The 22,548-nt window shown below is 71.2% G+C and carries 18 protein-coding genes; 6 read left to right on the top strand and 12 right to left on the bottom strand.

Annotated features, from left to right (window positions below; genetic code table 11):
- Position 1: 1 nt before the first annotated feature.
- From AB0I66_RS42135 to AB0I66_RS42120, 4 genes are all read right to left on the bottom strand, one after another.
- On the bottom strand, positions 2–1,927 hold the full coding sequence (locus tag AB0I66_RS42135) for an anthranilate synthase family protein (protein WP_363213398.1): 1,926 nt from the start codon (positions 1,925–1,927) through the stop codon (positions 2–4).
- The gene (locus AB0I66_RS42130) at positions 1,924–2,547 is read right to left on the bottom strand and encodes an isochorismatase family protein (protein ID WP_363213397.1); all 624 of its coding nucleotides are present in this window, start codon (positions 2,545–2,547) and stop codon (positions 1,924–1,926) included. The genes AB0I66_RS42135 and AB0I66_RS42130 overlap by 4 nt, the downstream gene beginning before the upstream one ends.
- Before the next feature lie 31 nt (positions 2,548–2,578).
- Positions 2,579–3,757 carry a 3-deoxy-7-phosphoheptulonate synthase gene (locus AB0I66_RS42125; RefSeq protein WP_363213396.1) on the bottom strand — a complete coding sequence of 393 codons (1,179 nt, stop codon included), beginning with the start codon at positions 3,755–3,757 and terminating at the stop codon, positions 2,579–2,581.
- A 205-nt stretch (positions 3,758–3,962) separates the two neighbouring features.
- A complete protein-coding gene (locus AB0I66_RS42120) occupies positions 3,963–4,154 on the bottom strand; it encodes a hypothetical protein (RefSeq protein ID WP_363213395.1) in 192 nt (63 codons plus the stop codon).
- Positions 4,155–4,473: 319 nt separating this feature from the next.
- Here AB0I66_RS42120 and AB0I66_RS42115 point away from each other — a divergent pair, with 319 nt between their 5' ends.
- Complete coding sequence (locus AB0I66_RS42115) at positions 4,474–5,460, top strand: BTAD domain-containing putative transcriptional regulator (RefSeq protein WP_363213394.1); 987 nt, start codon at positions 4,474–4,476, stop codon at positions 5,458–5,460.
- A 22-nt stretch (positions 5,461–5,482) separates the two neighbouring features.
- Here AB0I66_RS42115 and AB0I66_RS42110 read toward each other — a convergent pair whose 3' ends face one another.
- The gene (locus AB0I66_RS42110) at positions 5,483–6,622 is read right to left on the bottom strand and encodes a ParB N-terminal domain-containing protein (protein WP_363213393.1); all 1,140 of its coding nucleotides are present in this window, start codon (positions 6,620–6,622) and stop codon (positions 5,483–5,485) included.
- Positions 6,623–7,120: 498 nt separating this feature from the next.
- Between AB0I66_RS42110 and AB0I66_RS42105 the strand changes: the two genes are divergently transcribed.
- Complete coding sequence (locus AB0I66_RS42105) at positions 7,121–9,118, top strand: FAD/NAD(P)-binding protein (protein ID WP_363213392.1); 1,998 nt, start codon at positions 7,121–7,123, stop codon at positions 9,116–9,118.
- Positions 9,115–10,551, top strand: a complete 1,437-nt coding sequence (gene pcaB / locus AB0I66_RS42100; protein ID WP_363213391.1) for a 3-carboxy-cis,cis-muconate cycloisomerase — start codon at positions 9,115–9,117, stop codon at positions 10,549–10,551. Before AB0I66_RS42105 ends, pcaB begins: the two co-directional genes overlap by 4 nt.
- Before the next feature lie 61 nt (positions 10,552–10,612).
- Here pcaB and AB0I66_RS42095 read toward each other — a convergent pair whose 3' ends face one another.
- The 7 genes from AB0I66_RS42095 to AB0I66_RS42065 all read right to left on the bottom strand — a co-directional run bounded on the left by AB0I66_RS42095 (position 10,613) and on the right by AB0I66_RS42065 (position 18,578).
- Entirely contained in the window at positions 10,613–11,017 is a 405-nt protein-coding gene (locus tag AB0I66_RS42095) for a GNAT family N-acetyltransferase (protein WP_363213390.1), read from the bottom strand.
- The gene (gene purB, locus AB0I66_RS42090) at positions 11,001–12,287 is read right to left on the bottom strand and encodes an adenylosuccinate lyase (RefSeq protein WP_363213389.1); all 1,287 of its coding nucleotides are present in this window, start codon (positions 12,285–12,287) and stop codon (positions 11,001–11,003) included. The genes AB0I66_RS42095 and purB overlap by 17 nt, the downstream gene beginning before the upstream one ends.
- 57 nt (positions 12,288–12,344) lie before the next feature.
- Entirely contained in the window at positions 12,345–13,844 is a 1,500-nt protein-coding gene (locus AB0I66_RS42085; protein ID WP_363213388.1) for a glutamine synthetase family protein, read from the bottom strand.
- Positions 13,845–13,847: 3 nt separating this feature from the next.
- On the bottom strand, positions 13,848–15,257 hold the full coding sequence (locus tag AB0I66_RS42080; protein ID WP_363213387.1) for an amidase family protein: 1,410 nt from the start codon (positions 15,255–15,257) through the stop codon (positions 13,848–13,850).
- Positions 15,247–17,241 (bottom strand): hypothetical protein, encoded by a 1,995-nt coding sequence (locus tag AB0I66_RS42075; protein ID WP_363213386.1) that lies wholly within the window; start codon positions 17,239–17,241, stop codon positions 15,247–15,249. The genes AB0I66_RS42080 and AB0I66_RS42075 overlap by 11 nt, the downstream gene beginning before the upstream one ends.
- A complete protein-coding gene (locus AB0I66_RS42070) occupies positions 17,241–17,567 on the bottom strand; it encodes a 4Fe-4S dicluster domain-containing protein (protein WP_363213385.1) in 327 nt (108 codons plus the stop codon). The genes AB0I66_RS42075 and AB0I66_RS42070 overlap by 1 nt, the downstream gene beginning before the upstream one ends.
- A 189-nt stretch (positions 17,568–17,756) precedes the next feature.
- The gene (locus tag AB0I66_RS42065) at positions 17,757–18,578 is read right to left on the bottom strand and encodes an AfsR/SARP family transcriptional regulator (protein ID WP_363213384.1); all 822 of its coding nucleotides are present in this window, start codon (positions 18,576–18,578) and stop codon (positions 17,757–17,759) included.
- 462 nt (positions 18,579–19,040) lie between these two features.
- Here AB0I66_RS42065 and rfbB point away from each other — a divergent pair, with 462 nt between their 5' ends.
- The 3 genes from rfbB (at position 19,041) to AB0I66_RS42050 (ending at position 22,535) form a co-directional block, all read left to right on the top strand.
- Entirely contained in the window at positions 19,041–20,057 is a 1,017-nt protein-coding gene (gene rfbB, locus AB0I66_RS42060) for a dTDP-glucose 4,6-dehydratase (RefSeq protein ID WP_363213383.1), read from the top strand.
- On the top strand, positions 20,054–21,358 hold the full coding sequence (rfbH, locus tag AB0I66_RS42055) for a lipopolysaccharide biosynthesis protein RfbH (protein WP_363213382.1): 1,305 nt from the start codon (positions 20,054–20,056) through the stop codon (positions 21,356–21,358). The genes rfbB and rfbH overlap by 4 nt, the downstream gene beginning before the upstream one ends.
- 91 nt (positions 21,359–21,449) lie before the next feature.
- Entirely contained in the window at positions 21,450–22,535 is a 1,086-nt protein-coding gene (locus tag AB0I66_RS42050) for a methyltransferase (protein ID WP_363213381.1), read from the top strand.
- Positions 22,536–22,548: the final 13 nt, after the last annotated feature.

The raw sequence follows: 22,548 nt of genomic DNA, 5'->3' as shown, positions 1-22,548 counted from the left end.
GTCAGGAGGCGCGGGAGGCGGGGGACAGCGCGAGCAGGTCGGTGAGGACCGTGCCGATGATGCGGATGCCGTCCCTGGTGAGCACGGACTCGGCGTGGAACTGGAGAGAGGCGAAGTTCTCGCCGCGCAGCGCGTGTACCTCCCCGGTGGCCGCGTCCCGGCTGACCCGGACCGGGCCCACTCGGTCGGGGATGACCAAGTCGTCGTCGCTGACCAGGGCGAAGGTGTTGTAGAACCCGACGTGTTCGGCGGTTCCGAACAGGTCGATCTCCCTTTGCACGCCTTGGTTGGGCACGGCCCTGCGGCGCAGCGGCAGACCCAGCCTGAGGCCCAGGACCTGGTGGCTGAGGCAGACGGCGAAGAACGGCCTGCGTTCGCGCAGCAGGGTGTCGACGGCCGTGTGCAGGTGCCGCATCTTGGGGTGTGCTGCCTCCTGCGGGTCGCCCGGGCCCGGGCCCATGACGACCAGGTCGTGGCCGTCGAAGGAGTACTCCTCGTCGTAGCGGCGGATCGTCACCCGCAGGCCGAGGGAGCGCAGTTGCTGCCCGATCATCGAAGTGAAGGTGTCCTCGGCGTCGACGACCAGAACGCTGCGCCCGGCCAGCATCCCGGGCCCGGTGGCGCGGGCCGCGGTGTCGGTCAGCCAGAAGTCGGCGATGGCGTCGTTGCGCCGCTGCAGGGCGCGGCGCACGCTCGGGTGGGCGGCGAAGCGGTCCGTGCCGTCCCCGTTCAGGGCGGCGACCAGTCCGGCGGCCTTGGCACGGGTCTCCGCCGCCTCGGACGCGGGGTCGGAGTGGCGCACGATGGTGGCGCCGACTCCGATGCCGACGCGCCCCTCGGGGGTGATGTCGGCGGTACGGATGAGGATCGCGGAGTCCATGACCCGCTGCCCGTGGCTGTCCCTGCCGATGAGGGCGGCGGTGCCGCTGTAGTAGCCGCGGCCGCCCGGCTCGTACTGGTGGATGGTGCGGCAGGCGCTCTCCAGCGGGCTGCCGGTGACCGTCGGCGCGAACATCGTCTCGCGCAGGATGTCCCGCACGTCACGGTCGGTGCGGCCCTCGATGAAGTACTCGGTGTGCGCGAGGCGGGCCATCTCCTTCAGGTACGGGCCCACGACGCGGCCGCCCTGGCCGCAGATCCGCGCCATCATCTTCAGTTCTTCGTCGAGCACCATGTACAGCTCGTCGGTCTCCTTGCGGTCGCCCAGAAAGTCCAGGACGCCCGCGAGGGTGGGGCCGGTCGGCGGATAGCGGTAGGTGCCGCTGATGGGGTTCATGACGGCCGTGCCGTCGTGGAGGCTGACGTGGCGCTCGGGTGAGGCGCCGACCAGGGTGTGGGTCCCGGTGTGGATCAGGAACGTCCAGTGGACGCCCGACTCGCGTTCCATCAGCCGCCGGAAGATGGCCGGGGCGCTGCGCGGCCCGTAGTCCGTGATGTCGGCGACGTAGGTCCGCTTGATGACGAAGTTCGCGCCCTCTCCCGTCCCGATCATCTCCTTGACGACGCGGCGCACCACTTCCTCGTACGCTGCGTCGTCGACGTCGAAGCCGCCGCCGGACAATGGGGTCGGCACGTCGGGCAGGCGGGCCAGCGCCTCGCCCAGGGGCAGTTGCTGCTGCCCGGTCACGGTCATCGCCACCAGCGGTCTCCCGTCGTCGGCGCAGGCGAAGCCCCGCTCGGCGAGCTGCCGGTAGGGGACGACGACCAAGGCCTCGTGGTGCGCGCCGAGGCCCCGGGAGGCGGGCAGCGGGATGTCGGCGAGCGTGGCGGGCAGGGACACCGGGCCCGTGAGCACGTCGACGACGCCGGGCCCGCCCATGCCGGGCCGGTGCAGCAGGGCATAGGGCCCCAGCTCCCCGGCCAGCGCCCGGTCGAGCAGGTCGCCGGTGCTCTTGTTCCGGTGCGGTGCGAAGGGGCCTTGTTTCATGCGAACACGTCCTTGGCCGTGGTGACGCGGGCGCAGCGCTCGGCGGCGTAGGCGAGGGCCGAGCGGTGGTGGGCCTGCGAGAAGTCGGCCGTGGCATCGGCGACGAGGAAGGGCTGGATGTCGTTCGTGAACGCCTCGACGGCGGTGGCCAGCACGCCGACGTGGGCGTAGACGCCGCAGAGGATGAGCTGGTCGCGGCCCTGCTCGCGCATCCACTGGAGCAGGTCGGTGCGGAAGAAGGCGCTGTAGCGCCACTTGGTGAACATCCGGTCGTGCTCGGCGGGCGCGAGCGCGTCGACCACCTGGCGGTCCTCGGGGGCGGTGCGCATGCCCGGGCCCCAGAAGTCCTTGAGCAGGCCGCGCTGTGCGTCGCTCATGCCGCCGGGCTGGGCGGTGTAGGCGACCGGGACGCCGAGGGCGGCGCAGCGTTCACGCAGCAGCACCGTGCCCCGCACCAGCTCCGCGCGCAGGGTGTCGGGGAACGGTTTGAGGAAGTAGCGCTGCATGTCGTGGACGAGGAGGACCGCCCGGTGCGGCTGCGCGCTCCAGTGCACCACGGGGGCGGGCAGGTCGCCCGCGGCGGGCAGCGGGTAGGGGGTGATGGGGGGTATGCCGGTCATGGCTCCACTTCCTGGTGGCTTTCCCGGTGGCTCAGGCGGTCCAGGACGAGACCACGGATCTGGCCTGCCAGGGATTGAGGCGGGGGTCGCAGTGCGAGGTGTAGCGCTCGCCCACGGAGTCGATGTCGGCCTCGGTGGTGGCGCATTCGGTGACATAGCCGGGGGTGGTCTCCAGGTGCAGACCCCCGGGGACGCCGCCCGCGCCGCGCACGGCATCGACGAACCGGGACACCTCCAGCGAGACGGTGGGCACGAGTCGGGTCTTGCGGCCGCCGGGCGCCGTCACGGTGTTGCCGTGCATGGGGTCGCTGAGCCAGACGACGGGATGGCCCGCGCCGCGTACTGCGGCGACGAGGCGCGGCAGCCGCTCGGCGACGGTGTCGGCCCCCATGCGCGCGATGAGGGTGAGCCGTCCGGGCTCGCGCAACGGGTCGAGCCGCTCGCACAGGGCGAGCAGGTCGCCGGGGCGTGTGCTGGGGCCGATCTTGCAGGCGACCGGGTTGCTCACCCGGGCGAGCAGGGCGACGTGGGCGCCCTCGACCTGGCGGGTGCGTTCACCGATCCACGGCCAGTGGGTCGAGCCGAGGAACAGGCGGCCCGTCCGGTCGTCGGTGCGCAGCAGGGGTATCTCGTAGTCGAGCAGCAGTGCCTCGTGGCTCGTCCACACCCGGTGGTCCGCGGTGTCGCCGGCCGCGGGGTGTTCGCGCCAGCCCAGGTGCCCGACGATGTCGTCGGCGGCCATGTAGCCGGTGAGGATGCGCAGGGGGTCGGGGCGCCGGGTCTCGTGGTCCGGCTCGGGGCCGTTGACCATGTGGCCCCGGAACACGGGCAGTTCGACGCCGTCGACGCACTCGGTGGCCCGGGAGCGGGGCTTGGCGAACTGCCCCCCGATGCGGCCCGCGCGCAGGACGGGCTTGTGGGTGGCGCGGCCGAGGGTGCCGGCGAGCAGGTCCACGAGGGCAGTCTTGCGCGCGACGTGATGGCGGGTGCACTCCCCCGGGTCTTCGGCGCGGTCCCCGCTCTGCAGCACCATGGCCTCGCCGAGTGCCACCCCGGAGAGCAGCGTCCGCAGCGTGGCCACGTCGTCGGCCCGTACGAGCGGGGGGCGTGCGGCCAACGCCTGGCCCACCCTGCGCACTTGCAGGGGGTCGCTCCACTCGGGCTGCTGCGATGCCCCACGGATGCGAATCCCCCGCATGACGTCCTCCATGAGGCTCCGATCCCGCGGCGTCGTCTGTCGATGGCACATGAATAGGGGGATGGGGAATTTCGAGCAACCCAATACTGCGCGGGTCGCCAAATGCCCGCAAGGCAAATTCATGAGCGCGCGACGGGGGCGCGACGGACACGCGACGGGCGTTCCATGAGCGCTCGAGGCATATTCGAGCGGGGGACCTCAGGCGCAATTCACGGCTTTATCGGGCCCGTTCGGATTCGAGTTCATGGGCCGCGTACACCGTGAGGAAGACGGTGAGCCCAAGGACGCCGCCGACGCCCGGGCAAGGGACGGGAACGGGCTGCGCGCGGCCCGCCGACAGCGTGCCGTACGCGCGCAGGGCGGCGGCCTCGAGTTCGTGTGACGGCTGGTGCGGTTGCTGAGTCGGCATGGCAGCACTCCTCCAGTTGACGAAACGCTATCCACACGTGTCACGGCCGGGCAATGCGTCTCGCCTTTCCGGCAGCCAAATTCGAGCGGGCCTCCAGGAATCCGAGACGGCGCCTGATGTGCTGCGCAGATGAATCGGTCCGGAAGCGCTTGAACCGCCCTTGAGGACACGCCCATAAACCCCTGCGTGCCGCTGGGGAGAGTCCGTACCGCCGGCACCGGCCCACTACTGTCCGCGAGAGGAGCCAACGGGGATCGCCGGGACTCCTGTTCAGGGGGCTCCACCGCCAACCCGTCCGAGCTCCCGGAGGAAGGTCGAGATGGAGTTTCGGATCCTTGGTTCCGTGCAGATCTACGACGACCGGGCCGACCTGCGGATCGTGCCCTCCGGCGTCAAGCAGCGCGCGCTGCTCGGCGCCTTGGTGGTGAGCAGCGGCAAGGAGCTGCCCGCGGGCCGGCTGGTCGACGAGCTGTGGGGCGACAACCCTCCGGCTCACGCGGCCAACGCCCTGCAGGCCCACGTGACCCGGCTGCGTCGGCTGCTGCGGGACGCGAGCGGCACGGACGCCCGCGACGGACGGCTGTCGACGCGGCCGACGGGGTACGTGCTGCGGGCCGACGACACATCCACCGACGCCCATCGCTTCCACCAACTGGTCGCCGGGGCACAGGAACTGACCGCAGGTGATCCGGGCCGGTCGGTGCAGCTGCTGCGTTCGGCGCTGTCCCTGTGGCGTGGCCGCGCGTTCGAGGGCAGTGAGCGCGGCCCCATCTGCTCGTCGGAGGCCTCGATCCTGGAAGAGGCCCGCATGGCGGCGCTGGAGCTGCTGTACGACGCGTCATTGCGCGCCGGGCAGTACGAGCGCGTCGCCGGTGAGTTGGAAGGCCTGACGGCCAGCCATCCGCTGCGCGAGCGCTTCTGCGAACTGCTGATGATCTCCTTGTACCGGTGTGGGCGGCGGGCCGAGGCGCTGGGCGCGTACGAGCGGGTGCACCGTCGGCTGATCCGCGACCTGGGGGTGGAGCCGGGGCCTTCGCTGCGCCGGTGCCGGGAGGCGATCTTGTATCACTCCCACCCCGACCTGGTCAGGGACGGCGCACCGGAGCCGGTCGCGTCGGCGGCGGGCGCGCGGCCCCACGTGGGGGTGGGTGTGCGGCCCGAGGAGGAGATGGGCGTGCGCCTCCTGCGCGACGAGGTCGCCGCGTTGCAGCGCCGCGTCGACCAGCTCTTCCAGGAGCAGCAGGTCCTGGTCGACCGGATCACCCGGCTCACCGGCACCGAAGTGCCCTCCCTGCCCGTGCCGTGAGCCGGTCCTCGCGCCCGGCGCGCTAGGCACCCGCCCCGAAGCTGCCGAGCTCGGCGGCACCGGCGTTCTCCTGCTGTTCCTCGTAGGCCCGCAGTTCGTCGGCGAACATCCGCCACAGTTCGGAGTAGCCGCTGATGAGGGCGGCCATCTGCCCGGTGCAGTGCGGGGGCAGGCTGGAGATGATCTGCTGCCGTTCCCGGGCCATGAGCGAGCAGGCCTCCAGCATGCGCAGAACGTTGCGGCCGGCCTCTGTCAGCCGCAGCGAGGGGTCCCTGCGCAGCGACTCGAAGATCGTGAACAGCTCACCCGGCGATTTGGTCTCGGTGTTCTGCTCGGGCGCGGGCCGTTCGCCCCGCGGGCCGCGCTGTGCGGCCCGGCCGCGCTGGCGTGGTGTGACGGGGTCGTCGCCACGCGACATCCGCTTGCGCACGTCGGCGACGGTAACCGGAGATATGCCCGCCTTGCGTGCCACCGCGCGCAGCGAGGCGGTGGGATCGGCCCGTAGCAACTCCCCCGCGAGTTCCCGGCCGCGCACCGTGTTCAGCGGCCGCAGCCGGCCGTCGAGGCCGATGCGCCGCTCACCGCGCGCCGGGTCGACCAGGCGCCGCCTGATCTCGGAGACCTTCTTCGCCGAGAGCCCCGCGATGACCGCGATGGCCCGGTCCGACCAGTAGGGATGCATCGTGACGATCCGCTCGACGGCGGCGGTGCGGTCGGTCTGCGACAGCGGACGTCCCTGGACGATGTTCATCGCCACCGCCAGCAGTACCGCGTCCTGGGCGGAGCCCTCGAAGAAGCGGGCCGCGATGTGCTCCCGGCCCCGCAGTTGCGCCGCGCGCAGCCGGTGCAGTCCGTCGATCACGGTCATGGTGTCCCGGTGCACCACGATCGGCGGCAGCTCCGTCTCCAGCTCCGCGAGGGTCAGCGCCCACTTTCCGTCGACCCCGCCGGTCCTGGGGGTCTCGCAGACCTTTACGTCGGACAGCCGCACCCTCACCACCGGCCCCCCGTGCAGCATGGTGTCGCGCAGGGCGAGCAGGCTGTCGGAGCTGGTGTCGCTCTTGACGGCGGCACCGGCGTCAAGGCCCGTGGTGAAAGCGGAACTCGTGTCCGGGCCGGCGTCGCATCCCGTTCGCCTGCGCACAGGCACAGGCACGGGCATGACCTGATTCCTTCTCACCGCGACTCCTCGTCATTGGCGGGCGTGGTCGGGACGGCCCGTCCATGGGCCGGTGAGGTCGACGAGGACACTTCCAACGCGGGCTGACGCGGCACTGACGCAGCGCTGACTCCCGCTCGTCGCCCCTCGCCCGCGAGCCCACCGCGCCGACGCACGCGGCTCCCGCGCGCCCGTCGGCCGTCGCCTCGAGCGGAGCTCCAACGATGCTCACAGACCGTCTTCGACTCTGATGACCGCGGCTGACCACCGGCCCAGGCGGGCCCTAGCGAGAGCCGAGTTGCCGTTGAGCGGCACGGCCGACCCTTGCGGAGAAGGAGGCGCGATGGTTGTCAGGCCCGCGCACCGGACACCGGTGGACGGCCCCAGGCCCTCGGCCGTCAGCGACGAGGGCTGCAGCCTGGTTCGGCCCGGAACCCATGATCCTCGGGGAGGCAGCCGCGCCGCGGGCCGGCCGTCCCCGTCTGCGAGCGGAGTGTCCTTGTGAGCAGCGGACGTATCGAAGTGTGCCTTGTCGGCGCCGGACCCCGGGGGCTGTCCGTACTGGAACGGCTCTGTGCGCAGGAACGCAAGTCCCCCCGCTACGGCCAGGTGACCATTCACGTCGTCGATCCCGGGCCGCCCGGATCGGGCCACGTGTGGCGCCCTTCGCAGTCCCGGCACCTGTTGATGAACACCGTCGCCTCCCAGGTGACCGTGTTCACGGACGCCAGCGTCACCATCGAAGGACCGCTGGAGGAGGGCCCGAGCCTCTTCCAGTGGGCCAGGGACCTCGCCGCGCGAGGAGCCCTCGCCGGCACTCCCGTCGCCGGGCCGGACGTGCCGAGTGCGGAAGTGCTCGCGGAGGCCCGGGCCTTGGGGCCGGACACCTACCCCACCCGTGCCCTCTACGGCCAGTACCTGACCTGGGCGTTCGCGCACGTCGCCGAGAGCGCCGCCGATCACGTGGAGGTGCGGGTGCACCGGTCCCGGGCGGTGCGGCTGGACGACGGCGGCCCCTACGGCGATTCCTTCGGGCCGCAGACGGTGGTCCTGGAGGACGGCACCGAGCTGACCGGCCTGTCGGCGGTGGTGCTCGCACAGGGCCACGTGCCGACGGCCGCCGACGACGCCGAGAGTCGGCTGCGGGACTTCGCCCGCCGGGGCGGCCTGACCTACATCGCACCGGCCAACCCGGCGGATGTGGACCTTTCCCGCATCGCCCCGGGCCAGAGCGTGCTCCTGCGGGGCCTTGGTCTGAACTTCTTCGACTACATGGCGCTCTTCACCCGGGCCCGCGGCGGTGTCTTCGAACGGGTCGAGGGCCGTCTGGTCTACCGGCCGTCGGGCCGCGAGCCCAGGCTGTACGCGGGTTCGCGGCGCGGGGTGCCCTACCAGGCGCGGGGCGAGAACGAGAAGGGTGCCCACGGGCGTTACCTGCCCCGGCTGCTGACGGCCACGTACATCGCCGGTCTCAAGGACCGCGGCTCCGCTCCCTCTGCCGTCCGCTTCGGCACCGACCTGTGGCCGCTGATCGCCAAGGAGGTGCAGTGCGTCTACTACGAGACGCTGATCGCCGGGCGTCACGGCCCCTCCCGTGCCGCCGAGTTCGCCGACCGCTACCTGCGCACGAAGGACGGCGCGGCCGAGGAGTCCCTGCTGCGGCGCTCCGGCGTCGAGTCGCACGAACGCTGGGACTGGGAACGGATCTCGCGCCCCTACGACGCGGACGACCTGCGTGATGTGGCGTCCTTCCGCCGCTGGTTGCGCTCCTACCTCGACCGGGACGTGGCACTGGCCCGCGAAGGCAATGTCAGCGGCCCGTACAAGGCGGCGCTCGACGTGCTGCGGGATCTGCGCAACGAGCTGCGGCTCGCCGTCGACCACGGCGGACTGGACGGTGCCTCGTACCGCGACGAGCTGGACCGGTGGTACACGCCTCTGAACGCCTACCTGTCGATCGGTCCGCCCGTCTCCCGTACGGAGGAGATGGCCGCGCTGATCGACGCGGGCGTATTGACGGCGATCGGTCCGGGGATGGACGTGAGCACGCGGGAGGACGATGCCGGGGGCCCCTGCTTCATCGGGACCTCGCACGACGTCCCCGATTCCCGCGTCCGTGCCACCGCCCTGATCGAGGCCCGGCTGCCGCAGATCGACCTGCGGCGCACCGCCGACCCGCTGATGCGCCACCTGCTGGCCACCGGGCAGTGCCGTCCGTACCGGATCCCGGCGGCCGACGGGGACGACTACGAGACCGGCGGCCTGGCGGTCACCGTTCGCCCCTACCGCGTGCTGGACGCCTACGGGGTGCCCCACCCCCGGCGCTTCGCCCATGGGGTGCCCACCGAGGCGGTGCACTGGGTGACCGCTGCCGGAATACGCCCGGGGGTGGGCTCCGTGACGCTGGAGGACTCCGATGCCATCGCCGCAGCGGTCCTTGAGCTGCCCCAGCCACGGCTCACCGTGGACGACGACATGAGGGAAGAGGCCTCGGCATGAGCGGGACACACGAGGACGGGAGCGGCACGCTGCCCGCGTACCTGGACGCCGGGCTGCTGTCCCCGGCGCGGGTGGGCACGCCGGTGGAGGCCGCCGTCGGCGACGGTGCCTGGCTGCAGGCCATGCTGGACGCGGAGGCCGCGCTGGTGCGGGCCCAGGCGCGGTGCGGCATGGCGCCCGCCGACGCGGCGGCCCTCATCACGGACGCGGCCCGCGCACGGAATCTGGATGTGCGGGCGCTGGCGCTTGCCGCGCGCGAGACGGCCAATCCCGTGGTGGGTCTGGTCAAGGCGTTCTCGGCGGTGGTGAGCGAGAGGTCCCGGGCCGCCGCGGAGTACGTGCACCGAGGCTCCACCAGCCAGGACGTCTTCGACACCGGCGCCATGCTGGTGGCCGCGCGGGCGCTGCGGCTGATCCGGGCGGACCTGGACGCCGTGAGCGCGGCGCTGGCCGAGCTGGCGGGGGCGCACCGGCAGACGGTGATGGCCGGGCGCACGCTTGGCCTGCACGCGGTGCCGACCACCTTCGGCCTGAAGGCGGCCGGCTGGCGGCAGTTGGTGGGGGATTCGGCCGGACGCCTGGGGCGTCTTGCCGAGACGGGGCTTCCGGTGTCGCTGGGTGGCGCGGCCGGTACGTTGGCGGGCTATCTGAGTTACGCGGGTGAGGGTGCCGACGCCGACAGCATGCTGAAGCTGACCGCGCTGTACGCCGAGGAGACGGGGCTGAGCGCCCCGGCACTGCCCTGGCATGCGCTGCGTACCCCGGTCGCCGACCTGGCGGGGGCGCTGGCGCACACCGCCGGGGCACTCGGCAAGATCGCCGCGGACGTACTGGTGCTGACCCGCACCGAGGTCGGTGAGGTGGCCGAGCCGTCCGTGGCGGGCCGGGGCGCCTCGTCGGCGATGCCGCACAAACGCAACCCGGTGCTGGCCACACTCATCCGTTCGGCGGCCGTGCAAGTGCCCGCGCTGGCCTCGGTGCTGATGCAGTGCCTGTCCACCGAGGACGAACGGTCGGCGGGAATGTGGCACGCCGAGTGGCAGCCGCTGCGGGAGTGCCTGCGGCTGACCGGCGGCGCGGCACACGCCGCGGTCGAGCTGGTCCAGGGTCTGTCGGTGCACCCGGAGCGGATGCGCGCGAACACCGCGGCGACCGGCGGGCAGCTCGTCTCCGAGCGGGCCTCGGCGGTGCTGTCCCCCGTGCTGGGCAAGGCGGCGGCCAAGCGAGTGCTGAGCGACGCCTCGACGCTGGCGGCCGCGGACGGCCGTCCGCTTGCCGACGTGCTGGCCAAACTTCCGCAGGTGCGGGGCCTGTTCACCCGCGAGGAACTGACCGAGCTGCTCGACCCGGCCGCCTACACCGGGGTGGCCGCGGCCCTGGTGGACCGCGCGCTCTCCCTGCCGGCCGGCGATGCGGGGGGCGGCGCGGCCTGACACGGCTGAAGGCGGAGGGAGCGCGTTGCTCCCTCCGCCGCAGCGCGGCCCCTCGGGGGTGTCAGGGGTTGAGGACCCACGCGGAGTTGTGCGCCGTGAAGCCGATGTGGGGGTAGTAGTCCTTGGCGGCCGGTGCGGACAGCAGCACGATCTTGGCGGCGGGCGCCTCTTTGCGCGTGGCGTCGATGAGCGCGCGGCCGACGCCCGAGCCCTGGTGCGAGCGGACAACGGCGATGTCCGACAGGTAGGTGACGTAGGAGAAGTCCGAGACGCTGCGAGCGATGCCGATCAGTGTGCCCTCCTCGTCACGCGCGACGACGACGAGGTTCGCGTGACGCACCATCTCCGCCATGCGCTGCCGGTCGTCCACGGGCCGCCGCTCGCCCAGACCGGAGTCACGGTAGACGGCGAGCACCTGGTCCAGGTCCAGGTCCTCGCCACGGGTGCGGTCAGTCGTCCAGGACACTGAGGTCCTCCAATCGGTTGCGGATCACGTCGTGGTGGGTCAGGAAACGCTGCGGTGTGAGGTCCCGCAAGGTGATGCCGGTCGCCGCGAGCGAGTCGGCGAAGTGCTCGCCGGTGGTGGCCGTACGGTTGGCGGCTGCCTGCACGTCGCGGTAGGCCTGCTCCCGCGGGATGCCCCGGCCGAGGAGTTCGGCCAGGACCGAGGAGCTGTAGACGAGCCCGTCGGTCTGGTCGATGTGCGCACGCATGCGCTCGGTGTTGACCTGTAGGTGGGTGATGAGGTCGGCGGCGGCCTCAGCCTGGAAGTGGGCGACGGACAGCGCGTCGGGCAAGATGACGCGCTCGACGGACTGGTGGGCCAGATCGCGTTCGTGCCACAGCGCCACGTCTTCCAGGGCGGCGGTGGCGTAGCCGCGCAGCAGCCGCGACAGACCGCACAGCCGCTCGCTGGTGGTCGGGTTGCGCTTGTGGGGCATGGCGCTCGACCCCTGGTAGGCGCTGCTGCGCCGCTCCTCGACCTCGCGGACCTCGGTGCGCTGCAACAGCCGCATCTCCAGGGCGATCTGCTCGACGCACGCGCCCAGCGTCGCGACGGCCTGCACGAGCTGTGCGTGCCGGTCGCGGGCCACGACCTGGCTGGGGGCGGGTTCGATGCCGAGCCCCAGGGACTCGCAGACGTGGGCCTCGACGAAAGGATCGATGAGGGCGTACGTGCCCACGGAACCGGAGATGGTGCCGACGGCCACCGCCTCGCGCGCGGCGGCCAGGCGGGTCATCGAGCGGTCCACGGCGAAGGCGTGACCGGCGAGTTTGTGCCCGAAGGTGGTGGGTTCGGCGTGCACGCCGTGGGTGCGCCCGACCATGACCGTGTCCCAGTGCTCCAGGGCGCGCCCGACCAGGACCCGGCGCAGCCGGCGGGCCGACTCGAGCAGCAGGTCGGCCGCCTTGCCCAGCGTATGACCCAGTGCGGTGTCGACCAGGTCGTAGCTGGTCATGCCGAGGTGGACCCACACGGCGGAGGACTCGGGGATGTTCTCGCAGTAGGCGGACAGGAACGACAGGACCTCGTGGTCACGTTCCTTCTCGATCTCCGCGACGCGCGTCGGCAACGGCACGCTCGCACGGCGCATGTCCTCGACGGCTTCCTCGGGGACGACACCGAGCCGCATCTGCGCCTCGGAAGCGAGGATCTCCACCCGGACCCAGGTCGCATAGCGGTTCTGGTCGGAGAACAGCTCTGCCATTTCGGGCAGCGTGTAACGAGGAATCATGGCACTGCTTTCGTCCGTGGGTTGGTCGGGGCGGCGTCGTCGCGGGCGAGGCCGCGGTCAGTAGGCGCCGAAGTACTCGCGCTGCTCCCACTGCGTCACCTGGCCGGGCTGGGGCGGGTGCTGCGCGCTCCAGGCCTCGTAGCGGTTCAGTTCGCTCTCCTTGAGCTTGGTCAGGCACGCCTTGAGGGGTTCACCGAGCAGTTGACCGGCACGACCGGCGCGGAAGGCGTCCAGGGAGTCGCGCAGCGACTGCGGCACCAGGTGGTCGCCGGGCAGCGGGGCCCCGGCGGGGGCGCCGGAGGCCAGACCGTCGAAACCGGCGAAGAGCTGAGCGGCGAGGTTCAGGTACGGGTTGGCGCACGGTTCGCCCACGCGGTTCTCGATGTGCGCGCCGGCTCCGGTGCCGACCACCCGCAGCATCGCGCTGCGGTCCTCCACCTGCCAGCCGATGCGGGTGGGGGCCAGGGTGTGCTGGGCGGCAAGGCGGCGATAGCCGTTGACGGTGGGAACCGACAGCACGAACAGGTCGCGTGCCCAGTCCAGCAGCCCGTCCGCGTACGCCTTCCCGTCGGGGGACATGCTGCCCGAGGGCCCTTCGGCCTCGAACAGGTTGCGGCCCGTGGCGAGTTCGACGACGGACTGGTTCAAATGCCAGCCGCTGGGGTCCGCGCTCTCGATGGCGGGCTGGGCCATGAAGGACGCGTGGTGGCCGCGCCGGGCGCAGAACTGCTTGGTGACGGTGCGGAACAGCAGCATCGCGTCGGCGGCGTCCATGGCGGCCATGGGGCTGAAGGTGGTCTCGACCTGGCCGGGGCCCGACTCGTGCTCCATGGAACGCAGCGGCAGGCCGAGTTCCAGCAGACGCAGGGCCAGCGGGTCCGTCAGGGGGGCGACGGTGTCGTAGTGGGCGTCGAGGTTGAACTGGTAGCCGGCGTTGACGGCGGTGACCCGGGGTGCCTGGCCCTGCAGGCCGAAACCGTTGCCCGCGTTGCCCGGTTCGTCGTCGAGACGACGGGTGAGGTACCACTCGACCTCCAGGCCGATCGCGGGGGCCAGGCCGCGGTCGCCGTACCGCTCGAGGACACGGCGCAGCACGTTGCGGGAGGACAGCGGGTGCGGTGTGCCGTCCCGCAGGTACTCGTCCGCGATGACCCACGCGGTGCGCGGCGCACGGTCGGGAAGAATCTGGAAGGTGAGGGGGTCGGGCACGGCGATGAAGTTGCCCGCGCCGTTGATCTCCTCGACGCCGATGCCGGGGTCGCCGCCCAGGAAGTCCACGGCGACCGCGTGGCCGGTGTCGAAGAGGAATGGGCCGGGGCTGAAGTTCATGCCGTTGCGCAGCACGGCGCGGAAGGCGTCGGCGGTGAGCGTCTTGGAGCGGGCCAGGCCATGAGGGTCGCCGAAGACCAGACGGACCAGGTCGACCTGTGCCAGCTCGGCTTCGATGCGTTCGGCGGCGGCAAGCCGGGCGTCGTCCCACAGGCCGTGATCGGCGACGAAGGAGGGACGCCCGACACTGCCCTGCTCGGACAGGGAGGTCCAGGACCGGATGCGCATGGTTCAGGGCGTCCTTTCGCCAGGGGCGGATAGTGCGGAGGTGGGCTCGGGCGGGCGCGGCGGCCCGCCCAGTTCGGCCTCCAGCTGTTGGGCGGCGGCCAGAACGAGTGCGTCGGCGCCGACCGGGCCGACCAGTTGCACGCCGGCCGGCAGGCCGGAGCGTGTCAGCCCCGCGGGCAGGGACACCGCGGGCTGCCCGGTCATGTTGAACGGGTAGGCCGCCGGCGCCCACGACAGCCACTGCAGGTCGCGTGGGTCGGCGGCCCGGTCGGGCGCGATGGTGTCGGCTCGCAGGGGTTCGATGGGCACGGTGGCCATGGCCAGCAGGTCGTAGCGCTCCATGACGGCGCGCAGCCTGGCCCGCAGCGTCTGGCGGACGCCCTCGGCGCGCATGACGGTCTCACCGCTCAGCGTGCGCCCGTACCGGACGATTTCCAGACGGCCCGGGTCGCACCACTCCTCGGCCCAGGGCAGGGTGTCGGCGGCCTCCGCCGCGGCGAGGATGTCGATCAGCGCCGGGTAGGGATCGTCGTAGGGCGGCGGGATGGATTCGACCTGGTGCCCCAGGCCGGTCAGCGCCCGGCGGGCTTGTTCGGTGACCTCGGCGATCTGCGCGCTGGTGACGTCGTGGTGGATCCAGCCCACGCGCAGCCTGCGGCGGTCGCGGGCGCGGTCCAGGGAGACCAGTGCCGAGTCCGGGTCGTCGGTGTGCGGTCCCGAGGCCACCTGGGCGATCAGGGCGGCGTCGGCGACGGTCCGCGTCAAGGGCCCCTGGTGGGCGAGTCGGTCGATGCTGTTGGGCGAGTACGGCAACCGCCCGTAGCTGGGTTTGTAGCCGACGACACCGCAGAACGCGGCCGGTATGCGGATGGAGCCCGCCCCGTCGGTGCCCAGGGACACCTGGCACAGGCCGGTGGCGACGGCTGCCGCGCCGCCGCCGGTGGAACCGCCCGCGGTCAGGGCGGGATCGTAGGGGTTACGGGTGGAGGGGCTGACGCGGCTGACGGTGGAGGCGCTCCAGCCGTACTCGGACGTCGTGGTCTTGCCCACGATCACCGCGCCCGCGGCCCGCAGCCGTGCCACGGCGGGCGCGTCGCGGGGGGCACGGTTGTTGCGCAGCAGGGAGCCCCGCCGGGTGGGCAGATCCCGCGTCTGCAGCAGATCCTTCACCGAGACGGTGACGCCGAGCAGCGGCATGTCCCGCCACGCCTCGGCCCCCATCTCCCGGATACGGATGTCGGCCTTCTCCGCGGCGGCCAGGGCCTCGTCGCCCGCGACGGCCACGAAGGCGCCCAGCGCGTCCTGCTCGGCGATGGCGGTCAGGGTGGCCTGCACGTGTTCGGTCACCGTGCGCCCGGAGGCCAGCCACCGTCGGCGGGTGGCGGCGATCGGGTGGCCGGGGTCAGGGCGCACGATGGGCCCGCCCCGGCTGTCCCGTGCGGGGTCCGGTCCCGGCGGTGCCGGGCTCGTTGCCGGTGACCTGCTTCCAGTGCCAGGGCGAGTCGAACGCGGTGACCTCGAAGTGCTCTCCCGCCGCGGCCAGTTCGGCCGCCGCGCCGGTGGCCGTGGCGACGAAGCCGGAGACGCGGTGCGCCGCCAGCAGGTCCTGCTCGGTGAAGGGCGGGCCCTCGCAGCGCAGCAGCCGCAGGTCGATGAATCCGTTGAAGACTTTCCCGTCGACGCCGACCGACTGCGGGGACCGGATGGAGAAGCGGACCTTGTTGTTGACGTGCCCGTGGTGGTGCTGGTCGGAGTAGAGGGAGATGTCGGGGATGGTGGGGGGAACGAAGTGGTCGCGGTCGACGACCGCGCGGGCGCGGGGCAGGTTCCCGGGCACGAAGTGCCAGGAGTTGTACTGCATGCGCGAGGACATGGCCCAGGCGGTGTCGGCGACGGCGCTCACAGAGCCCCCGAAGTGCCGGCTCGCGTCCGGCAGGGGGACGACACAGCAGAAGTAGTGGGTGAGGTCCCACGCGCAGATCCGCTCCCACTGCTGGTCCCGCATCGCGGCGATCAGCGCGGGCAGGGAACGTATGCCGCGGCTCATGGCGAAGTCGGCGCGCAGCGCGGAGCCGACGGCGCCGACCGCGTGATGCACCAGCGACTCCAGGCCGGTGCCGTTGTCGCCGTGCGGCGCGGCCAGCCAGGCCGGGTCGCTGATGACCTCCTGGCCGAGTTCGGCCAACGTGGTGCCGGTCAGCGGCAGCCGGGCTCGCAGGTCCGCGCAGATCGCCGCCTCCGCCTCGAGGGCGGGTGCGGCGACGGGCCCGGCGATACGTTCGATCTTGTGCATCAGCGCGCCGTGGATTTCGCGGTAGAGCTGGGCGCCGCGGCCGACCTCGGGCCGTCGCTCGCGCAAGTCCTCGGCCAGGGCGGTGAGTTCGGCCGCGCCGTGCGAGGCGGCGGGCGCGATACCGGGAGCGGGCAGGACCTCGTTGTAGCCGCTGCGGATGCGTTCGAGCATGAACGCGATGTGGTCGGTGGTGATCTGGGTGCCGTTCGCCTCTTCCACCCGGCCGAAGCCGGAGGAGGCGATCAGCAGGGAGAGGCAGACGACGAGCTGCACGTCGCTGTCGGACCACAGCTCGAGCGGCACCCCGTGCAGGCTGCTGAGGGTGCAGTCGGGGTGTCCGGGCCACAGGGTCTTGCCGGTGAGCGTGTTCTGGTCGCGGAAGTTCGTGTACTGGTTGTCCTCCTGGTACAGCACGAACGGCGCGGTGCGCTGTGCGGCTTCCTTGGCCAGCTCCAGCAGTTCGTCGCGGCCCTTGGCGCCCTGACCTGCCAGCCACAGCCGGCAGTCGGCCACGGACTCGGCCCGGCGGGCGGCGGCACGGACAAGTTCCTGCCGGTAGCCGTGCAGGTCTCGTCGCGACCAGGGCACGCGCAGGATGCCCCCGGCCAGGCGGTCGCGGTCCAGGGGCGGCTGGGAGGGGCCACGCAGCACGATGCGGCCGCTGGTGCTCAGGCCTATCTCGCCGAGGAAGGTCAGTTCCTCGTCCCCTTCGTCATCGGATACGTCCTCGTCGTCGAGCGAGGCGGGGTCGAGCGCGGCGGCGGGACCGGGGGCGCCCTGCTGGTCCTGCTCGCGCCAGGTCAGGCCGAAGAGCGCCTTGAGGGCGGCCTCGTCGCTCCGGCTCATCGCACGCAGCTGGACGTCGGCCGGGACATGTCCGTCGAGCGTCAGCAGGATCTCTACTGCGGCGCGCAGGTCACCGGCCTGTTCGGCCCGGTGCCAGGCGCGTGTGAGCAGGCCGGGGAAGCCCGCGTCGGAGGGCCGCACGTGGTCGGGAGCTGCGGTGGTGCCCGCGGGGTTGCCGAGCCTGCTCGGGCGTCGGCTGATCCGCTTGCGGGCGTTGGCTGCGCGGCGGGACTCGCCACGCTCGACAGGAGCGGACATCAGGCACCTTCGGTGGTGAGTTCAATGTGGTTCCACACGGATTCCTCGGTCGGCGTCCAGTCCTCGTCGACGTAGATGCAGTCGACGGGGCACTCCAGGACGCACGACGGGCAGCCCGAGCACAGCTCAGGGATGATCACGACATCGAGACCGATGTCGAAGATGGCCCCGAACTCCGCCGGGCAGCTGCGCAGGCAGGTGTCGCACGTGATGCACTCGGAGGTCTCGATGCGGCGCGGCGGCTTCTTCCAGCTCTCGCCGCGGGTGCGATCGGCGATCCGCTGGTCCCGCCCGGACGGCACCTGCGGGGCTGTGGTTTCTCTCACAACGTCTTCCACGGGCGCTGCCCCCTTTTGAGTCGTCTCGGCCTCTGTCGGCGACCGAATGCCTTCGATTCTCACGGCGCGGTCTCGACCGGAGCCGCAGCGTCGCTGGAGCGACGGTCGAACCGCACACCGGCACTTCGCTCCCGCGCGGGCGGGCTCGACCGGCCGCTCAGCCGGGCCGGACGGGGCTCACGCCGCGTACAGGTCGAAGGTCGAGGACCGGCGCGGTCCGGCGATGACGTCGAGCCGGGGGTCCACCGCGAGCATCGCCTGGTGCATGCGCTGCAGTTGCGGCGATGGCTCCACGCCGAGCTCGGTGATCAGCCGGTGCCGCAGCCGGCGGTAGACGTCGAGCGCGGAGGCCTGCCGGCCCGACCGGTAGAGGGCCACCATCGCCTGCGAGTGCAGCCCTTCGTTGCGCGGGTGACGTGCGATCAGGTCGGCCAGTTCGGCGATCAGTTCGACATGCCGGCCCAGCCGCAGTTCGGCGTCGATGCGCCTCTCACGGGCGACAAGACGACTCTCCTCCAGCCGCATCACCTCGATCTGCAGGATCGGTCCCGCGTGCACGTCGACGAGTGCGGCCCCCTCCCACATGCCAAGTGCCTTGCTCAGGCAGTGGGACGCGCGTTGGTCCTCGCCGCGGTCGAAGGCCTGGCGGCCCTCCGCGATCAGCCGCTCGTAGGTGTGGACGTCGACAGCGGCGGCGGGGATGTTCAGCATGTAGCCGTCGTAGCGCGTGGCCAGGATCTCCTTGACGCTCTCGGAGTGCTCGGGGCCCAGCGCCTTGGCGATCAGGCGGCGGAGCTGCAGGATGTAGGTCTGCAGTGTGGTCTGCGAACTCTGCGGCAGGTCGGTCCCCCAGAGCTCTTCCATCAAGGTGGGCACCGGCACCACCCGGCCGGGATACAGAGCCAGAAAGGCGAGTACCTGCCGCGGCTTTCTGGCGGTCGGCACGATGGACTGTCCGTTTATTTCGGCTTCCAGCGCGCCCAGAACTCTTACCTGCATGTTCCCCCACACTCCTTGTCGACCATGAAATATTTCCGAGTCGAGGCCCTCTGCGCCCTCTCGCCAATTCCCTCTCGGATTTCCGAACGTAGTTCAGTTTTGTAAGTGATGCCGATGATTGTCCAGGCGGTGATGGCGCGGCAGTCGTCCCGGCCCCGTCCACGGAGCCCGCGGAACACGGGTGTTCAACCTCGGAAACACCGCGGTTGAACTCCGTAACTGCCCATCGGCGGACCGGCTCCGCAGTTTCTCCAGCGAATCCCTACCGGTACACGAGACCTCGTGGCGCACTGCCGATAGCTTGTCGCCGATGGTGCACATCGGCGGCGGCCGCCAAAACCCGTCGGAACCCCAAGGAGAGAAAGTGAAAGCTCTGGTGTTGTCAGGCGGGTCGGGGGGCCCGATCGCCGACGGGCCCGCCCACGGCATCGGTGCCCGCCCGCGGATCGAGGTCGTTGCCTGATGAAACTCCTGGTAACGGGCGGTGCCGGATTCATCGGCTCGCATTACGTACGAGCACTGCTCGCCGGTGAATATCCCGGTTACGAACAGGCCCACGTCACCGTGCTCGACGTCCTGAGCTACGCCGGCCGCAGGGACAACCTGCCGACCGGCCATCCCCGGTTGGACTTCGTACGGGGCGATATCTGTGATCTCCCCTTGCTTCTCGACCTGTTGCCGGGCCACGACGCGGTGGTGCATTTCGCCGCGGAATCACATGTGGACCGCTCGGTGCACTCCGCGGCGGAGTTCGTACGGACCAATGTGAACGGCACGCAGAACCTCTTGGAGGCGTGCCTGCGCCGCGGCATACCCCGGTTCGTTCACGTCTCGACGGACGAGGTGTACGGCTCCACCACCGACGGTTCGTGGACCGAGGACGCCCCGCTGATGCCCAACTCGCCTTATGCGGCGTCCAAGGCGAGTTCCGACCTGATCGCCCGCGCGTACTGGCGCACCCACGGCCTTGACGTATCCATCACCCGCTGCACCAACAACTTCGGGCCCTACCAGTTCCCCGAGAAGCTGATCCCGCTTTTCGTGACGAACCTGATGGAGGGCAAGCCCCTTCCGCTCTACGGCGACGGGCTCAACGTACGCGAGTGGCTGCACGTGGACGACCACTGCCGGGCGATCCAGGCGGTACTCACCTCCGGCGGGGCGGGAGAGGTCTACAACATCGGCGGCGGCACGGGACACACCAACCTGGAACTCACCGAACGGCTCCTGGAGTTGTGCGGAGCGGACCGCTCGATGATCCGGCATGTCGCCGACCGCAAGGGCCACGACCTGCGCTACGCGCTCGACGACAGCAAGATCCGCGAGCGGCTGGGTTACGGCCCGCGGGTCGCGTTCGACCAGGGACTGGCGGACACCGTCGCCTGGTACAGGGACAACCCCGGGTGGTGGAAGTCGGTGGACAGCAGCCGCACCACCGCCGAGGCATCCGACACCACTGGCGGCGGAGGCCCCATATGAGCGAGCGCAAGGCCCTGGTTCTCGACGAGGTCCGCAAGTACCACGCCGACCAGCAGGCCGACACCGGCTTCATCCCCGGCGTCACCGAGATCTGGCCGTCCGGCGCGGTGATCGACGCCGACGACCGGGCCGCCCTGGTGGAGGCCGCACTCGACTTGCGGATCGCCACCGGAGCGCGCTCGCGCGAGTTCGAGTCCCGCTTCGCCAGGATGCTCGGGCGGCGCAAGGCGCACCTGACCAACTCCGGTTCGTCCGCCAACCTGCTGGCGCTGACCGCACTGACCTCGCACGTGCGCGGTGACCGTGCGCTGCAGCCGGGCGACGAGGTGATCACGGTCGCGGCGGGCTTCCCCACCACGGTGAACCCGATCGTGCAGAACGGGCTCGTTCCCGTCTTCGTGGACGTCGAGCTCCCGATCTACAACACCACCGCGGAGCGGGTCGCGGCGGCGATCGGCCCCAAGACCAGGGCGATCATGATCGCGCACGCGCTGGGCAACCCGTTCGAGGTCGGCGAGATCGCCGACCTGGCCAAGGAGCACGGCCTGGCCTTCGTCGAGGACAACTGCGACGCGGTGGGGGCCACGTACGACGGACGCCTGACGGGCACCTTCGGTGATCTGGCGACGGTCAGCTTCTACCCCGCCCACCATCTGACGATGGGTGAGGGCGGCATCGTCGTGACGTCGGACCTGAAGGTTGCCCGCGCCGTGGAGTCGCTGCGCGACTGGGGCCGTGACTGCTGGTGCGAGCCGGGCGAGACCAACACCTGTCTCAAGCGGTTCGCCCACAAGATGGGCAATCTGCCCCACGGCTACGACCACAAGTACACGTTCTCCCACATCGGTTACAACCTGAAGACGACCGATCTGCAGGCCGGGCTCGGACTGTCCCAGCTGGAGAAGCTGGACAGTTTCGTGGCTGCCCGCAGGCACAACTGGCAGCGGCTCCGCGAGGGCCTGGACGGCGTGCCGTTCCTGTGGCTGCCCGAGCCGACCCCGCGCAGCGAGCCGAGCTGGTTCGGCTTCGTCATCACCGTCGATCCGAAGGCACCGTTCGACCGGGCGGCGCTGGTGAACTTCCTGGAGAACCGGCAGATCGGCACGCGCCAGCTGTTCGCGGGAAACCTGACCCGCCAGCCGGCCTGGGCGGGGCGTCCGCACCGGGTGGTCGGCGACCTCAGGAACAGCGACTTGATCACCGAGCAGACCTTCTGGGTCGGGGTCTACCCCGGCCTGACCGACGAGATGCTCGACTACGTCATCGCCTCGGTCAAGGAATTCGTCGGCAGTCATCGATGACGACGCCCGGCCGGCGCCCGCCACGTGCGGGCGTGCCGGCCGGACCTCAGCTGGACATCCCCTTTCGAGAGATCACACCGGAGGTATTCACATGCCCGCGTTTCCACCCCCGCCGGTTGTCCGAGCCGTGGAGAAGAGCCGGGCGGACCTGCAGCGCGCCTCCCGGGACCTGGCGCCGCCTCCGTTCGCCCTGCTGGAGGTGGTGATGGGGTCGATGGTCACCCAGTCGATCTACGTCGCCGCCAAGCTCGACATCGCCGGGACGCTGGCCGACGGGCCGCTGCGGCCGGCGCAGATCGCCGAGCGGGTGGAGGCGAACGAGGACGCGGTGGCACGGCTGCTGCGCCTGCTGGCCGCCCACCAGATCTTCGAGCAGCAGCCGGACGGCGCGTACGCGCTCACCCCGATGGCTGACGCGCTGCGTGCCGACCACCCGATGTCCATGCGGGACATCGCCCTTCTGATGGGGCATCCGATCCACTGGGAGGACTGGGCTCATCTCCTGGAAGCCGTCGTCACCGGGGAGCCGAGCCTGCCCAAGCTGCGCGGCATGGGGGCCTTTGAATACCTGACGAAGAACGCCGAGTACGGCGAGGTGTTCATGAAGGGCATGGGCGCCATGTCGGAGACCGAGACGTGGCCGATCCTCGCGGCCTACGACTTCTCCGGTTTCGACACCGTGGTGGACTTCTGCGGCGGCCGCGGCAGCCTGATCGCCGGGATCCTGCAGCAGGCGCCCCACATATCCGGGGTTCTCTCCGACCCCCGGGTCGAGGGGAACGGGGCGGCCGAGTTCCTGGCCGCGCAGGGCGTGGACGGGCGCTGCAAGACCGTCGCCGCCGACATGTTCGCCCCGGTGGTGGAAGGCGGGGACGCCTACGTCCTCAAGCACATCGTGCACGACTGGCCCGAGGAGCAGGTACTGCAGATCCTGGGCAACGTACGGGCGGCCATGAAGCCCGGCGGCAAACTGCTGCTGATCGAGATGGTGCCGCCGGAGACCGGCAACGACCCGCACTCCGGCAAGCTGGTCGACATGTGGCTCATGCTCCTGGTCGGCGGCAAGGAGCGCACCGCCTCGCAGTACGCCGACCTGGTCGCCCGGGCCGGCTTCAAGATGGAGCGCGTGGTGGAGACCGCCGCGGCGGTGTCCGTCGTGGAGGCCATCGCGGTCTGACCCGGCAGGGCGT

Origin of the sequence: Streptomyces sp. NPDC050439, assembly GCF_040655335.1 — a bacterium.
Classification (GTDB): domain Bacteria; phylum Actinomycetota; class Actinomycetes; order Streptomycetales; family Streptomycetaceae; genus Streptomyces.
Note: the sequence above shows the minus strand (reverse complement) of the source record. Positions and strands in the feature narration are given on the sequence as shown.

Coding starts and splice junctions, on each gene's coding strand:
- AB0I66_RS42135 (WP_363213398.1), bottom strand. CDS start 1,927: ATGAAACAAGGCCCCTTCGCACCGCACCGGAACAAGAGCACCGGCGAC.
- AB0I66_RS42130 (WP_363213397.1), bottom strand. CDS start 2,547: ATGACCGGCATACCCCCCATCACCCCCTACCCGCTGCCCGCCGCGGGC.
- AB0I66_RS42125 (WP_363213396.1), bottom strand. CDS start 3,757: ATGGAGGACGTCATGCGGGGGATTCGCATCCGTGGGGCATCGCAGCAG.
- AB0I66_RS42120 (WP_363213395.1), bottom strand. CDS start 4,154: ATGCCGACTCAGCAACCGCACCAGCCGTCACACGAACTCGAGGCCGCC.
- AB0I66_RS42115 (WP_363213394.1), top strand. CDS start 4,474: ATGGAGTTTCGGATCCTTGGTTCCGTGCAGATCTACGACGACCGGGCC.
- AB0I66_RS42110 (WP_363213393.1), bottom strand. CDS start 6,622: ATGCCCGTGCCTGTGCCTGTGCGCAGGCGAACGGGATGCGACGCCGGC.
- pcaB (WP_363213391.1), top strand. CDS start 9,115: ATGAGCGGGACACACGAGGACGGGAGCGGCACGCTGCCCGCGTACCTG.
- purB (WP_363213389.1), bottom strand. CDS start 12,287: ATGATTCCTCGTTACACGCTGCCCGAAATGGCAGAGCTGTTCTCCGAC.
- AB0I66_RS42085 (WP_363213388.1), bottom strand. CDS start 13,844: ATGCGCATCCGGTCCTGGACCTCCCTGTCCGAGCAGGGCAGTGTCGGG.
- AB0I66_RS42075 (WP_363213386.1), bottom strand. CDS start 17,241: ATGTCCGCTCCTGTCGAGCGTGGCGAGTCCCGCCGCGCAGCCAACGCC.
- AB0I66_RS42065 (WP_363213384.1), bottom strand. CDS start 18,578: ATGCAGGTAAGAGTTCTGGGCGCGCTGGAAGCCGAAATAAACGGACAG.
- rfbB (WP_363213383.1), top strand. CDS start 19,041: ATGAAACTCCTGGTAACGGGCGGTGCCGGATTCATCGGCTCGCATTAC.
- rfbH (WP_363213382.1), top strand. CDS start 20,054: ATGAGCGAGCGCAAGGCCCTGGTTCTCGACGAGGTCCGCAAGTACCAC.
- AB0I66_RS42050 (WP_363213381.1), top strand. CDS start 21,450: ATGCCCGCGTTTCCACCCCCGCCGGTTGTCCGAGCCGTGGAGAAGAGC.